Here is a 14,587-nt window from a genome sequence, read left to right on the forward strand (position 1 = left end):
TTGCGGCCATGCCGCACGGCCAGCCCAGTGTCCCTGTTCCAGCGCTCCGTCAAAGACGAAATGGTCAGCCATGCCAGCGTGGTGTTTTCCACGCTGCTGGTGGTGTGGCTCAGCGTGCTGCTGATCCGCCTGTTGGGCGACGCCGCCGCCGGTCGCATCGGCGCCGACGTCGTGCTCGGCATCGCCACGTTCTCGTCCATCAACGCCGTGCCCACCATCATTTCGGTGGCCGCCTTCATCGCCGTGCTGACCACGGTCACCCGCAACTACCGCGAATCCGAAATGGTGGTCTGGTTCGCCAGCGGCCTGAGCCTGGCCGACTGGTTCCGCCCGGTGCTGCGCTTCGTGCTGCCGTGCGCGGTGCTGGTGGGCGTGTTCACGATGGCCGCCGCGCCGTGGGCGTACCGGCAGATCAACGACTACCGCGACCGCTACGCGCAGCGCTCCGACGTTTCCAAGATCACCCCCGGCCAGTTCCTGGAATCCAGCGGCATCGACCGCGTGTTCTTCGTCGAGTCGGCCAACCAGGCGGGCGACACGGTCGGCAACGTGTTCGTGCGCTGGCTGGAAAACGGCCGGCTCAACATCCTGGCCTCGGGCACCGGCCAGGTCGAAGTCCAGCCCAACGGCGACCGCTTCATGGTGCTGTCGCGCGGCCACCGCTACGAACTGGCGCCCGGCTCGCCCGAATTCCGGCTGATGCGGTTCGAGAAATACGGCGTGCGCATGGAACGCAAGGACACCGCGGCCGCCGACGACCCGGCCACCAAGGCGCGGCCCACGCTGCAATTGCTGCGCGACCGCGACAACCGCTCCGCCGGCGAACTGCTGTGGCGCTTCAGCATGCCGCTGCTGGCGATCAACCTCGCGCTGCTGGCGGTGCCGCTGGGCGCGGTCAATCCCCGCCTGGGGAGGTCTGGCGCCATCGTCATGGCCTTGCTGGTGGCGTTGCTCTACCTGAACATGGTGAATCTGGCCAAGGCGTGGGTCGGCAACGGCAGGGTCGGGATGGCCGTGGCGATGCTGGTGCTGCATGGGGCGGTGGCGCTGCTGACGGCGGTGCTGATGTATCGGCGCCTGAAGGTCAGGGTGCCGCGGGCGGCGGGTTGAGATCCGCCACGCGGCAAATGGCTGTCGTCATGCAATACACGGTGCAGCACCCCGACCAGGCGCTGGAAATGTTCTACAAGGCCTTCCCCCGACGCCCGCGCCCGCAACGAACAGCAGAAGAAAGCCGGTTTACGCCGGCGAAAGCGGCTGCGGCCAAGTGACGCACGAAAAAAACCCCGGCGTTCATAAACGCACCTTATACCCGCCGCAAGCAATTCAATTGGACTAGGGGTAGGCCGCCAACGATACTGCCTGCGAAGAAAGGCCGGGCCGCATTAGGCAAAAAGCGTGCCCATGCCGCCCGCCCGCCCGGAAAACAATGGGGAGACAATCCATGAAACGCAGGACGCTCTTGCAAGCCCTCCCGGCCGTTCCTTTGCTCGGCCGCACCGCCTGGGCCGCCGACAGCTACCCGAACAAGCCCATCCGCATCATCATCGGATACGCGGCCGGCGGCGCCGGCGATCTGGTCATGCGCATCATCGGGCCCAAGCTCGCCGCGCGCCTGGGCCAGCCGGTGGTGATCGAAAACCGTCCCGGCGCCGGCGGCATCTCCGCCTCGCAGGTGGCGCTGTCCTCGCCGGCCGACGGCTACACCCTGGTGCTGGCGGCCGGCGGCAATTTCGGCATCGCGCCCGTGCTGTTCAAATCGCTGCCCTACGACCCGGTCAAGGATTTCGACATGGTGGCCCAGGCGGCCTCGTTCGCCTACGTATTCGCCGTCAATGCCGACTCGCGCTTCAAGAAGCTGCAGGATCTGATCGACTACGCCAAGGCCAATCCCGGCAAGCTGAACATCGGCACCATCCAGGTCGGCAGCGGCCAGTATTTCGCGGCCGAGCTGTTCAAGTCCATGGTCGGGATCAAGGCCCTCACGGTGCCGTACCGCACTTCGGGCGACGTGATCGCCGCGGTGCGCAGCGGCGACGCCGACGTCATGATCGAGACCATCGCGCCGCTGATGGGCCAGATCCGCAGCGGCGCCATGCGCGCCCTGGCCACCACCGGACCGGACGTCTTCCCCGGCCTGCCCGACGTGCCGGCGATCACCAAGACGCTGGTGCCGGGCTACGTGGTGGCGGCCTGGAACGGCCTGGCCGCGCGCGCCGGCACCCCCAAGCCGGTGATCAACCGGCTGGACCGCGAAATCGCCGCCATCCTGAAGGAAGAAGACGTGCAGAAGGCCTTCATCGAGCTGGGCACGGTGGCCCAATACGGCGGGCCCGAGGTCTTGCGCGGGCATATGATGGAAGACATCGAACGCTGGGCCAAGGTCATGCAGGACATCCACATGGAAAAGCAGTGACGGCCAGTCATGGCAATCGCTAGGAAGGATTTCGACCCGTCGCTGCAAGGGCCGCTGCGCGGCATCCGGGTCCTGGATTTTTCGCGCCTGGTGGCGGGCAACATGCTGAGCCTGCAGCTGGCCGACCACGGCGCCGAAGTCGTGAAGGTCGAGCAGCCGGGCCGCGGCGACACGCTGCGCGACTGGAAAGAGAACGGCCACAGCGTGTACTGGAAGGTCTACGGCCGCAACAAGAAGAGCATTTCGCTGGACCTGAAATCGCCGCAGGCGCCGGGGATCATCCGCGACCTCGTCGGCGGCTTCGACGTCGTGATCGAGTCGTTCCGCCATCGCGCCATGGAGCAGATGGGCATCGGCCCCGATCGGCTGCTGGCCGCCAACCCGGACCTGATCGTGGTGCGGGTGTCGGGCTTCGGCCAGACCGGTCCCTATGCGCCCCGGCCCGGCTTCGGCACATTGGTGGAGGCGATGTCCACCTTCGCCGACCGCAATGGCTTCGCCGACCGCGAGCCCGTCCTGCCGCCCTTGGCGCTGGCCGACATGATGGCCGGCCTGTACGGCGCGATGGCCACCATGGTCGCGCTGCGCGAGATCGAGCACAACGGCGGCAAGGGCCAGGTGATCGACCTGAGCCTGTTCGAAAGCATCTTCACGGTGCTGGGCCCCGAGGCCGGCATCTTCAACGTCACCGGTAAGAAGCGGCAGCGCGTCGGCTCGGCCTCGGAGCAGTCCGCGCCCCGCAACGTCTATGCCACCAGCGACGGCGGCTGGGTGGCGATCTCCGCTTCCACGCAACGCATGACCGAGCGGCTGTTCGCCGCCATCGGGCGCGCCGACCTGAACGAGCATCCCGACTTCAAGACGCCCGCGCAGCGGGTCGCCCACCGCGGCGAGGTCGACGCCATCGTCGGCGGCTGGATCGGCCAGCGCACGCTATCGGAAAACATCGCTTTCTTCGAGAAGGTGGGCGTGACTGCCGCGCCGGTCTACAACATCGAACAGTTGCTGGCCGATCCCCACGTGCAGGCGCGCGAAATGGTGGTGGAGATGCCCGACGACGAACTGGGCACCATCCTGATGAACGGGCCCGCGCCGAAGCTCAGCGGCACGCCCGCCGGGCTGAGGACGCCCGCGCCCGCCATCGGCCAGCACAACGACGAAATCTACGGGCGCTTCTATCCGCAGGACCGGATCGCCGCCCTCAAGGCCGAAGGCGTGATCTAGCCGGCCAGGAGCCGTGATGAAAATGAACGAAGAAAGCGAGCTGCCGGTCTGGCGTTCCCTGCTGTTCGTGCCGGCCAACGTGCCGCGCTTCGTCGAGAAGGCGGCGTCCTGCGGCGCCGACGCCATCATCGTCGACCTCGAAGACAGCGTGCCCCTGGACGCCAAGGACGTCGCGCGCGGCGGCGTGGCCGGCACCGTGCGCGCGGTGGGCGCCGGCGGCGCCGACGTGCTGGTCCGCGTCAACCAGCCGCTGGAGCTGTGCGTGCGCGATTTCGAGGCCGCCATTGCGCCCGAGGTCAGGGCGCTGGTGCTGCCGAAAACCGAGTCCGCCGGGCATGTGCAACTGCTGGCCGAACTGGCCGACCGGATCGAGCGCAAGAAGGGAATGCGCGTCGGCCACACCCGCTTCGTCGTTGCGGTCGAGTCGCCGGGCGCGCTGGAACAGATCTGCGCCATCGCCGCGGCGCATTCGCGCAACGTGGCCATCATCGCCGGCGGGGAAGATTTCGCGCTCGCCACCGGCTCCATTCCCACGCCGGAAACGATGCTCTATCCGCGCCAGCGCAGCGTGATCGCCGCCAGTTGCGCCGGCCTGCTGCCGCTGGGCCTGATCAGCTCCGTGGCCGATTTCAACGATGCCGACGCCTACCGCGCGGCGATCGCGCGTTCGCGCAGCTTCGGCCTGCGCGGCAGCACCTGCATCCATCCCAAGGTGGTGCCCCTGCTCAACGCCGGCTTCAGGCCCGGCGACGACGAACTGGCCGCGGCCCGGCGCGTGGTCGATGCCTTCGTCCAGGCCACCGAAGCCGGCCGGGCGTCGCTGCAAGTCGATGGAAAAATGGTGGACTATCCCATCTACGAGCGGGCGCTGCGGCTGATAGAGGTGGATGCCCGCATCCGGGCCAGGGAAAGCCGCGGCGCGCACTGACGGGCGCAGTTCACCGCGGCGCCGAGCCATCCCCGCCGGTAGGCTGAGGCGTCTTGGGCACGTTCCCCGTCGGGCCATGGCCATCCTTGAGGCCCTCGCGCGCCGCTTTATTGGACCCTGGCGTGGCCGGATGATTCTGCGCGCTGTTCTCCGGCGTGATGCCAGGGTAGCCGCCGGTATCGCCCGGCGGCATGGGCTTGGCCTGGCCGGCGTTGCCGGAAGAGCTGCCGGAACGCTGCGTGCCGGCCGATGGATGCCGCGATGGCGCGGCGTCTCCTGATTGCCCAATCCAAGCTTCATCGCTACCAGCCAACGCCACCTGCTACTGCGCCAAAACCGACTATGCTAATTACAATATAGAATTAAGAAAACATCGCTTATTACCATATCATATTTGGAACAATGGCCGGCAAAGTCGCCGTGAATGGCTGCGGCCGTTCCAAGAACAATGATCCATAAGCGCGTGTATCCATGAATCTGCAGCAATTCAAATTCGTCCGCGAGACCGTCCGCCGCGACTTCAACCTGACCGAAGCCGCACGCATGCTGTACACCTCGCAGCCCGGGGTCTCAAAGGCCATCATCGAGCTGGAGGACGAACTCGGCGTCAAGATCTTCGAGCGCCACGGCAAGCGCATCAAGGGGCTGACCAAGCCCGGCCAGGCGGTGTCGCAGATCGTCGACCGCATCATGCGCGAGGTCGACAACCTGAAGAAGGTGAGCGACGAGTTCGCCCGCCGCGACGAGGGCGGCCTGACGATCGCCTGCACCCACACCCAGGCGCGCTACGCGCTGCCGCAGGTCATCCCCGCGTTCCGCAAGCAATTCCCCAAGGTGCACCTGTCGCTGATCCAGGGCAGCCCGGGCCAGCTGGCCGAAATGGTGCTCAATGAACAGGCCGACCTGGCCGTGGCCACGGAGGCGCTGGCGCTTACCCCCGGGCTGGTGACGCTGCCGTGCTACACCTGGGAGCACGTGGTGGTCGTGCCGCCCGACCATCCGCTGGCGCAGCTGACGCCGGCCCAGGTGAAGAAGCTCACGCTGCAGGAGCTGGCCGAGTATCCCATCATCACCTACGACCGCGCCTTCGCCGGCCGCGGCGCCGTCGACCAGGCCTTCAGCACGCAGGAACTGCACCCCGACATCGTGCTGGAAGCCATCGACGCCGACGTGATCAAGACCTATGTCGAGCTCGACATGGGCATCGGCATCATCGCCGGCGTGGCCTACGACCCGAAGCGCGATACCGGCCTGGTAGGGCTGCCGGTGGGCCGGCTGTTCGGGCTGCACACCAGCCGCATCGGCATGAAGTCGGGCATTTTCCTGCGCGACTACGTCTATACCTTCGTCGAACTGTTGGCGCCCTCGCTGACTCGCGAAACCGTGCAGGAAGCGATCAGGCCGGCCGAGGCCTGACCATGGGCCGGCACGCCACGCATGCACGGCCGCTATCCCTCCCGGCAGATCGATTCATTTATTCAAATGAGAAATATTCTCATTCATGTTGACTCTTCAAGGAGAATGATTATCATTTGATATCGCTTGCCGCCAAGAACCGGAGAACCTCATGGCCGTCAGTGCAGTCATCGTCGGTGCGGACCGACTGGGCAACATCCCGGATCTGCTCAAGGGACACAACATCGCCATCACCCACCACATCAGCGGCCGCGATCCGTCGCACCAGAAGAAGGCGCCGCAGCTGCCGTCGGGTACCGAGCTGTTGATCCTGCTGACCGATTTCCTCGGCCACAACGTCATGAAGGCGTTCCGTCAGGCGGCCCAGCGGTCGGGGGTCCAGGTGGTGGCGTGCCGGCGGTCGGTGTGTTCGATGCAGCAGGCGCTGCAGAACTGTGGACTATGCGGGGCGCCTGCCGGTGCCGCGTGTGCGCGTGCCGAGCAGCCGGCCGAGGTCAGGGTAGCGCCGCCTCGGCCGCGGCAAGCCGCCGTGCGCCATTGAAGCGGGCCTTCCAGTAGGCCAGGTCCATGCTTTCGATGCGGACCCGGCCGCCGCTGGCGGGCGAGTGCACGAAGCGGCCATCGCCCAGATAGATGCCGACGTGCGAGAACTTCCGGCGCAGGGTGTTGTAGAACACCAGGTCGCCGGGCTGCAGATCTCCCATGTCGACCTGCTCGCCCACATGGCTCATGTCTTCGGCCCGGCGCGGCAGGTTCAGGCCCAGCACCTTCCGGCTCACGTAGCCCACCAGTCCGCTGCAGTCGAAGCCCGATTCGGGCGACGAGCCCCCCGAACGGTAGCGTACCCCCAGATAGCCCAGCGCATACGTGGCCAGTTCGGCATTGAGTTCGGACGAGGCCGGCGACGCGTCGTGCGGGGTATCGGGGGGAAGCTCGCCGTTCAGGATGCGGGCCGGGTCGAGGCTGGCCGCGGCGCCGGGATCGAACCGGTAGGAGCGGCCGTACGCGGCGCCCGGGCGGCGCTGGCCGCGCCATGCGGGCGCATCGCTGCCCAGCAGCGGGGTGTCTTGCAGGGCCGATGCGTCGGCCTGCGGCGATGAGAATTCCTGTGCGGACTGGCCCTGCGGGGAACCCGGCGACGGCACCGATGCGCAGCCCGCCAGGCCCGCCGCGATGAGGACGGCGGCTGCGAGCATCGTGCATGTAGGCGTGCCTGCCGCCGGCCCGGACGGCCGGCTTCCACGGGGTTTCGGGTCGAGGGGTGGGGGCGCCATCGCTGGGTCGGCCTAAAACTCGGGATTGCAGGTTGCCCGGTAAGATACCTTTCGAAACCTTCAGGGTCAATGTCTTTTGCCCCAGAGTTGCAGCTGGCCGGCTCCGCCAGGCCCTACAATCGCAGGCTTCATCCACACCCGGAACGCGCACGATGAAAACCAGGCAAATGCTGACCGCCGAAGACGTGAAGAAGATCGCCGCCGCCGCCGAGGCGGAGGCGCTGGCCAACAAATGGGCGGTGACCATCGCCATCGCCGACGATGGCGGCCATCTGCTGGGCCTGCAGCGCCTGGACGGCGCGCCGCCCATTTCGGCCCACATCGCCCCGGCCAAGGCCCGCGCCGCCGCGCTCGGCCAGCGCGAGTCCAAGGTCTACGAAGACACCGTCAACAACGGCCGCACCTCCTTCCTGTCGGCGCCGTTCGACGGCATGCTGGAAGGCGGCGTGCCGATCATCGTCGACGGCGTGACCATCGGTTCGGTGGGCGTGTCGGGCGTCAAGTCCAACGAAGACGCGCAGATCGCCAAGGCCGGCATCGCCGCGCTCGGCCTGTAAGCAGGCCCGCCGTGCGCTGGATGCGCGGCGCGCTCAACGAGGGCGTGCGGCCGCGCGAGGTTTTCGCGTGGTCGCTGTACGACTTCGCCAACTCGGGCTACACCACCGTCGTGCTGACGGCGGTGTTCAACGCCTATTTCGTCGGCGTGGTGGCGGGCAACGCCAGCTGGGCCACGCTGGCCTGGACGGCGACCCTGTCGCTGTCCTACCTGATCGTGATGGTGGCCATGCCCGGCCTGGGCGCCTGGGCCGACGCGCGCGCCGCCAAGAAGCGGCTGCTGGCGCTCAGCACCGCCGGCTGCGTGGCGGCCACCGCGGCGCTGGCGTGGGCCGGCCCGGGCGGCCTGTGGATCGCGGTGCCGGCGATCATCGTCTCCAACGTCTGCTACAGCATCGGCGAATCCGTCGTCGCCGCCTTCCTGCCCGAACTGGCGCGGCCCGAGGCGCTGGGCCGGGTGTCGGGCTGGGGCTGGAGCTTCGGCTATTTCGGCGGCATGCTCACGCTGGGCCTGTCGCTGGCCGTGGTGATCTCGGCCCAGGCGCGCGGGCAGGGCGCGGCCGAGTTCGTGCCGCTCACCATGCTGCTGACGGCCGGCGTGTTCGCGCTGGCCTCGCTGCCGGTGTTCGCGCTGCTGCGCGAACGGGCCCAGCCCCGGCCCGGCGCGGCCCGGCCGCAGGGCATCGGCGCGGTGCTGCGGCGGCTGGCGGCTTCCTTGCGCGAGGCCCGCGCCTTCCCGGATTTCCGCATGCTGCTGCTGTGCGGCGTGTTCTACCAGGCCGGCATCGCGGTGGTCATCACGCTGGCCGCGGTCTATGCCGAGCAGGTCATGCGCTTTTCGCAGTCGCAGATCATGATGCTGGTGTTCCTGGTCAACATCGCCGCGGCGGCGGGCGCCTTCGCGTTCGGCTTCGTGCAGGACCGCATCGGCCACCGCGCCGCGCTGGGGGCCACGCTGGCGGGCTGGATCGCGATGGTGCTGATCGCCTACGCCACGCGCTCGGCCGCCGGTTTCTGGGTGGCCGCCACGCTGGCGGGGCTATGCATGGGCTCCAGCCAGAGCGCGGGCCGCGCGATGACCGGCGCGCTGGCGCCGTCGGCGCGGCTGGCCGAGTTCTTCGCGCTGTGGACCTTCGCGACCCGGCTGGCCTCGATCGTGGGGCCGCTCACCTATGGCGCCGTCACCTGGATCACGGCCGGCAACCACCGGCTCGCGATCCTGGTCACCGGCGTGTTCTTCCTGGCCGGGCTGGCGGTGCTGGCGCGCATCGACATGCGGCGCGGCGAGGCGCTGGGGCGGGCCACCGCATAGGCCGCGCTACTGCGGCTGGACCCCGGCGATCTCCACCACTTTCGCGTACTTCTTCGTCTCGGCATCCATGAAGCGCTGGAACGCTTCCGGGGTTTGCGCCGCGGCCGGCTGTTCGCCCTGTTCGGCCAGCTGACTGCGCACTGCCGGCGAAGCCACCACCTTCGACAGCGCCGCGTTCAGTTTGTCGACCACCGCGCGCGGGGTCTTGGCCGGCACCACGATGCCGTACCAGGCCGAGACCGAAAAGCCCGGCATGCCGGATTCGGCCACCGTCGGCACACCGGGCAGGAAGGTCGAGCGCTGCGCGGTGCTGACCGCCACGGCGCGCACCTTGCCGCCGCGGATCTGCGCCAGCGCCGTCGGCACGCTGGAGAAATAGAAGCTCACCTCGCCGCGCATCACGTCCAGCATCGCCGGCGAGCCGCCCTTGTACGGCACGTGGGTCATCGGCACCGCCGCCATGCTGGCCAGCAGCGCGCCGGCCAGGTGCGGCCCGCCGCCGGTGCCGGCCGACGCATACGAAATCGGCCCGCTCTGCGCCTTGGCGTAGGAAACGAGATCGGCCACGGTGTGGATCGACGATTGCGGGCTGACGATCATCACGTACGAGGCTTCGTGCGTGACCTGCATGACCGCCGCGAAGGCGGTGGCCGGGTCGTAGGGCAGCTTGGTGAAAATGGAGTTGTTCACCGAATTGGCCGACGACACCAGCAGCAGCGTGTAGCCGTCTGGCGCCGCCTTGGCGACCAGGTCGGAGGCCAGCACGCCGGCGCCGCCGGGCCGGTTGCTGACCACCACCTGCTGGCCCAGTTCGTTGCCCAGTTCCTGCGCGATCACGCGCGACACGGCGTCGGCCGCGCCGCCCGGCGTATAGCCCAGGATCAGCGTGAGCGGCTTGTCGGGGTAGGCGGCCTGGGCGGCGCCCAGCCATCCCAGCAGCGCAAGCAGTCCGATGGTTTTGTTCACGTCTCCTCTCCTCGTTGATGCGGGCCCATGGCCGCCGCGCCGCCGGCGCGGTGTCCGCGCTAGGCCCGCGGCTCGGCCGAGCGCGTCTCGGTATCGGCCAGCAGGGCCAGCACGGCGCGTATGTCGGGGGCCTCTTCCAGGCTCTGCATGGCGTCGAGGAAGGCGGCTGCCGCCGGCCCGCCGCAGCGCGGCTGCGCCAGGCTCCGGAACTTGGCCGCCACGGCGGCGGCGTCGAGCGGGTGGTCGGCATGCCCCTTGGCCGACGCGATCTCGGCCACATGGATGGCGCCGTCGGCCGTGCGTACCGTCAGCCGGCACGGCGACGATTGCGGAAAACGCCCGGACAGCGCCGGATCGACCGTCACTTCGGTCTTGCGCATCAGCGCGGCCAGCGCCGGGTCGGCCAGCCGCGACGGCAGGAAACTGGCGGCGTCGATGCGGCCGTCGGCCAGGCCCACGGCCAGCACATAGGGCAGGCTGTGGTCGGCCGTTTCCGAGGTGGCCGGCGCCCATTTCGACGGCTCGCTGGCCATTTCGTGCAGGGTCTGCGCGTAGACGTCGGCCTGGATCGAGACGATCTCGCGGCCGCGCACTGCCGGATACAGTTCCAGCGCGGCCCAGGCGCCGGCCTGGCCATGCGCGCACAGCGGGAAGTTCTTCAGGTTGACGCGCGTGATGCGGTGAGCCTGGCCGCGCGCGGCCGGCAGATCCCAGTCGAAGCGGCCGGTGATGTCGAACAGCCCGCTCTTGCCCTCGAACACGGCGTCGGGGCCGGTGAAGCCATCGCGCGCCAGCAACGCCGCGAATACCGCGTTGCGCGCCGCGTTGGCGCCGGCGCAGTTCTTCCAGTTCGACAGCGTGCCGCGCCGGGTTTGCAGCAGCGCCAGACTAGGCGCCAGGGCCAGGCCGACCGCGTGGCCCAGCTGCTCGCGATCCAGCCCGAACAGCATGCCGGCGCCGATCGCGCTGCCCACCACGCCGTAGACGGGCTGGTCCCAGCCCATGGTGTTCAGATCGACGGAGTCGCAACAGCCACAGTAGACCTCGTAGGCCGCCACGGCGGCCGCGATCGCGGCCGCGCCGCTCGCGCCCCCGGCATCGGCGGCCGCGATCACCGCGGCGATCACGTCGCTCGGATGCCCGCCGCTGCGCACGCGATAGGCATCGGACAGATCCAGCAGGCGCAGCATCGTGCCGTTGGCGAAGGCCGCCATGTCGGCGCTCGTCGTCCAGCCGCAGCCCCATACCGAGGCCGCCGGCTGCGCGCCGGCATAACGCCGCGCCGTGCCGCGCGCCAACCCGGCCAGCGGCGTGTCGAAGGCGCCCAGCGCGCAGGCAAAGGAATCGATCAGGCTGCGCTTGCAGGCCTCGCGCGCATCGGCCGGCGGCGTGCCGGCGCGCGCCGCCAGCGCGTAGTCCACCAGTCGGGCAGTCGTCTCGTCCATCGTCGTCTCCGCAAGATCGGGGCGGGCGCGTGCCGCCGGCTCAGCCGCCGGCGCAGCGCCTGACCCGGTCGGCGTCGTAGCCCAGCAATTCGCCCAGCACCGCGGCGCCGTCCTCGCCCAGCGCGGCCACCCGGTTACGCGGCGCGGTGTCCACGCCCGGCATCTGGAAGGGCGCGTTGGGGATCAGGTAGCTGCCGGCCGGGTCGTCGATACGGGTCAACGAGCCGCGCGCCTGCAACTGCGGGTCGGCCAGGGTCTCGGCCACGGTCTGATAGCGCGTGCAGGGCACGCCGGCGGCCAGCAGCACGGCTTCGCATTCGGCGCCGGTACGCTGCGAGGTCCATTCCTCGATCAGCTGCATCAACTCGTGCCAGTGGGCCTCGCGTTCGCGGGTGCGGCGAAAGCGCGGGTCGTCGGCCCATTCCGGGCGGCCCACGGCGGCGGCCAGTTCCAGGAAGTTCTTGTGCGTGGTGGGGGCGACGATGATGAAGCCGTCGCGGGTGGCCAGCGGCTCGTAGACCCGCATGGTCTCGTCCGACGGCGACTGCGCTTCCTGCGCTTCGTGCACCATCAAATTGAGCATGCCGTCGAGCATCGCGACGTCGATATATTGGCCGCGCCCGGTGCGCTCGCGTTGGAACAGCGCGCCCTGGATCGCGGCGAAGGCCGCCATGCCGCCTACGGCGTCGCCGATGAAGGTGCCGGTATTGGCCGGCCGGCCGCCGCCCTGGTATTCGACCTGGGCCAGGTCGTAGCCGCTGGCCGCGTGCACGATGGCCGCATAGGCCGGACGCAGGGCCTTGGGGCCTTTCTGGCCGAAGCCCGAGATCGAGCAGTACACCAGCGTGGGCCGGATCGCCGCCAGCGCCGCGTAGCCCACCCCCAGCCGGTCGGCCACGCCGGGTCGCCAGTTCTCGACCACCACGTCGCAGCGCGCGGCCAGGCCGAGCGCGGCGTCGAGGCCGTCCCGGCTCTTCAGGTCCAGCACGATGCTTTTCTTGCCGCAGTTCATCTGGCCGAAGAAGCTGCTGTAGCCCTGGCGCACCGGGCGCCGCGTGCGGTTGTGGTCGCCGCTGGGCGGCTCGATCTTGAGCACCTCCGCGCCCATGTCGGCCAGCAGCCGGGTGCAGTAGGGGCCCGACATCATGTTGGTGAAATCGAGGATCCGGATGCCGTGCAGAGGGCCGGGAAGCAGGCCGGGCTCAGTTGCGGAGGGGGTGACCGCCATGGGGTGATGACTCCGAAAGAAACGCGGCGGGCCGTGGCTCGCGGTTTTATATATTGAATATCGTTCATTTTTATAAACAAAACGAACGAGTGGTGTCAAGCACGCCGCAAGGACGGGAGCGATGGGGGAGAAAAAAGGAGGGAAGGACGCCAGGCGGGTAGAGGGGCGCCTGGCACCGATGCGGTGGCCCGCATCGGTTCGATCGTTTACGTGCCCGAAGCGCGTAGGGGCGGGTCTACTCCACCGGCACGATCTGCAGGTCGGCGATCTTCGCTTTCCAGGTCTTCGGCCCGGTCTCGTGCACCGAAGTGCCGTTGGCGTCGACCGCCACCGTCACCGGCATGTCCTGCACGTCGAACTCGTAGATCGCTTCCATGCCGAGGTCGGCGAAGCCCACCACCTTGGCGTTGCGGATCGCCTTCGACACCAGGTAGGCCGAGCCGCCCACCGCCATCAGATAGGCCGATTTGTGCTTGCGGATCGCCTCGATCGCCACCGGCCCGCGCTCGGCCTTGCCGATCATCGCGATCAGGCCGGTCTGCGCCAGCATGGTCTCGGTGAACTTGTCCATCCGGGTGGCGGTGGTGGGGCCGGCCGGGCCGACCACCTCGTCGCGCACCGGGTCGACCGGGCCCACGTAGTAGATGACGCGGTTGGTGAAGTCCACCGGCAGCTTCTCGCCGCGCGCCAGCATGTCCTGGATGCGCTTGTGGGCGGCATCGCGGCCGGTCAGCATCTTGCCCGACAGCAGCAGGGTCTGGCCCGGCTGCCACGACGCCACCTGTTCGGCGGTCAGCGTGTCGAGGTCGACCTTGGTGGACTTGTTGTAGTCGGGCGCCCATTGCACGTCGGGCCATTCGTCCAGCGACGGCGCCTGCAGGTGGGCCGGGCCGGAGCCGTCCAGCGTGAAGTGCGCGTGGCGCGTGGCCGCACAGTTCGGGATCATCGCCACCGGCTTGGAGGCCGCGTGGGTCGGGAACATGTTGATCTTGACGTCGAGCACGGTGGTCAGCCCGCCCAGGCCCTGGGCGCCGATGCCGAGCGCGTTGACCTTGTGGTAAAGCTCGATGCGCAGCTCTTCGAGCTTGTTCTGCGGGCCGCGTTCCAGCAGCTCGTACATGTCGATGTCGTCCATCAGCGACTGCTTGGCCATCAGCACGGCCTTCTCGGCGGTGCCGCCGATGCCGATGCCCAGCATGCCGGGCGGACACCAGCCGGCGCCCATCGTCGGCACCGTCTTCAGCACCCAGTCGACCAGCGAATCGCTGGGATTGAGCATGACGAACTTGGATTTGTTCTCGGAGCCGCCGCCCTTGGCCGCCACCTGCACGTCGACGGTGTTCCCCGGCACCAGCTCGACGTTGACCACACAGGGCGTGTTGTCCTTGGTGTTCTTGCGCTCGAACTGCGGATCGGCCAGCACCGACGCGCGCAGCGGGTTGTCGGGGTTCAGGTAGCCGCGCCGGACCCCTTCGTCGCACAGCTCCTGCAGGCTCAGGCGGGTATCGAACCGCACGTCCATGCCGACCTTCAGGAAGACGTTGACGATGCCGGTGTCCTGGCAGATGGGCCGCTTGCCCTCGGCGCACATGCGCGAGTTGGTCAGGATCTGCGCGATCGCGTCCTTGGCCGCCGGGTTCTGCTCGCGTTCATAGGCGCGCGCCAGGTGGCGGATGTAGTCGACGGGATGGTAGTAGCTGATGAACTGGATCGCGTCGGCGATCGACTGGATCAGGTCTTCTTCCTTGATGACGGTGGTCATGGGCACTCCGGTGTGACTAGGCAGAACGGCCTCGGCAGGATGCCGCGCCGCGGGGGGAAAC

The 14,587-nt window shown here is 68.6% G+C and carries 14 protein-coding genes; 9 read left to right on the forward strand and 5 right to left on the reverse strand.

The window, feature by feature from the left end:
* Positions 1-27: 27 nt before the first annotated feature.
* The 7 genes from lptF (at position 28) to ABD927_RS01845 (ending at position 6,525) form a co-directional block, all read left to right on the forward strand.
* Complete coding sequence (gene lptF, locus ABD927_RS01815; protein WP_345245708.1) at positions 28-1,110, forward strand: LPS export ABC transporter permease LptF; 1,083 nt, start codon at positions 28-30, stop codon at positions 1,108-1,110.
* A 29-nt stretch (positions 1,111-1,139) separates the two neighbouring features.
* Entirely contained in the window at positions 1,140-1,271 is a 132-nt protein-coding gene (locus tag ABD927_RS01820) for a hypothetical protein (protein ID WP_345245710.1), read from the forward strand.
* 173 nt (positions 1,272-1,444) lie between these two features.
* Positions 1,445-2,416, forward strand: coding sequence for a Bug family tripartite tricarboxylate transporter substrate binding protein (locus tag ABD927_RS01825; protein WP_345245712.1), 972 nt, complete (start codon positions 1,445-1,447; stop codon positions 2,414-2,416).
* 9 nt (positions 2,417-2,425) lie between these two features.
* A complete protein-coding gene (locus tag ABD927_RS01830; RefSeq protein ID WP_345245714.1) occupies positions 2,426-3,640 on the forward strand; it encodes a CaiB/BaiF CoA transferase family protein in 1,215 nt (404 codons plus the stop codon).
* A 16-nt stretch (positions 3,641-3,656) separates the two neighbouring features.
* A complete protein-coding gene (locus ABD927_RS01835) occupies positions 3,657-4,568 on the forward strand; it encodes an HpcH/HpaI aldolase/citrate lyase family protein (RefSeq protein ID WP_345245716.1) in 912 nt (303 codons plus the stop codon).
* A 471-nt stretch (positions 4,569-5,039) separates the two neighbouring features.
* Positions 5,040-5,984 (forward strand): CysB family HTH-type transcriptional regulator, encoded by a 945-nt coding sequence (locus ABD927_RS01840; protein WP_345245718.1) that lies wholly within the window; start codon positions 5,040-5,042, stop codon positions 5,982-5,984.
* 151 nt (positions 5,985-6,135) lie between these two features.
* Positions 6,136-6,525, forward strand: a complete 390-nt coding sequence (locus tag ABD927_RS01845; RefSeq protein WP_345245720.1) for a DUF2325 domain-containing protein — start codon at positions 6,136-6,138, stop codon at positions 6,523-6,525.
* Here the strand turns inward: ABD927_RS01845 and ABD927_RS01850 are convergent.
* Complete coding sequence (locus ABD927_RS01850; RefSeq protein ID WP_345245722.1) at positions 6,479-7,180, reverse strand: C40 family peptidase; 702 nt, start codon at positions 7,178-7,180, stop codon at positions 6,479-6,481. The two genes, ABD927_RS01845 and ABD927_RS01850, sit on opposite strands and share 47 nt — an antisense overlap.
* Before the next feature lie 230 nt (positions 7,181-7,410).
* On the opposite strand from ABD927_RS01850, the gene ABD927_RS01855 reads away from it, so the two are divergent.
* On the forward strand, positions 7,411-7,815 hold the full coding sequence (locus ABD927_RS01855; RefSeq protein ID WP_345245724.1) for a heme-binding protein: 405 nt from the start codon (positions 7,411-7,413) through the stop codon (positions 7,813-7,815).
* Positions 7,816-7,835: 20 nt separating this feature from the next.
* Positions 7,836-9,125, forward strand: coding sequence for an MFS transporter (locus tag ABD927_RS01860; RefSeq protein ID WP_345245927.1), 1,290 nt, complete (start codon positions 7,836-7,838; stop codon positions 9,123-9,125).
* Positions 9,126-9,131: 6 nt separating this feature from the next.
* Here ABD927_RS01860 and ABD927_RS01865 read toward each other — a convergent pair whose 3' ends face one another.
* The 4 genes from ABD927_RS01865 to ABD927_RS01880 all read right to left on the reverse strand — a co-directional run bounded on the left by ABD927_RS01865 (position 9,132) and on the right by ABD927_RS01880 (position 14,526).
* Positions 9,132-10,091, reverse strand: coding sequence for a tripartite tricarboxylate transporter substrate binding protein (locus ABD927_RS01865; protein ID WP_345245726.1), 960 nt, complete (start codon positions 10,089-10,091; stop codon positions 9,132-9,134).
* A gap of 59 nt (positions 10,092-10,150) precedes the next feature.
* Complete coding sequence (locus ABD927_RS01870; RefSeq protein ID WP_345245728.1) at positions 10,151-11,536, reverse strand: MmgE/PrpD family protein; 1,386 nt, start codon at positions 11,534-11,536, stop codon at positions 10,151-10,153.
* 40 nt (positions 11,537-11,576) lie between these two features.
* Positions 11,577-12,764: a CaiB/BaiF CoA transferase family protein gene (locus ABD927_RS01875; RefSeq protein WP_345245730.1), complete on the reverse strand. Its 1,188-nt coding sequence runs from the start codon at positions 12,762-12,764 to the stop codon at positions 11,577-11,579.
* Positions 12,765-12,999: 235 nt separating this feature from the next.
* On the reverse strand, positions 13,000-14,526 hold the full coding sequence (locus ABD927_RS01880; RefSeq protein WP_345245732.1) for a fumarate hydratase: 1,527 nt from the start codon (positions 14,524-14,526) through the stop codon (positions 13,000-13,002).
* Between the last annotated feature and the right edge of the window lie 61 nt (positions 14,527-14,587).

Source organism: Pigmentiphaga soli (assembly GCF_039541095.1).
GTDB lineage: Bacteria > Pseudomonadota > Gammaproteobacteria > Burkholderiales > Burkholderiaceae_B > Pigmentiphaga > Pigmentiphaga soli.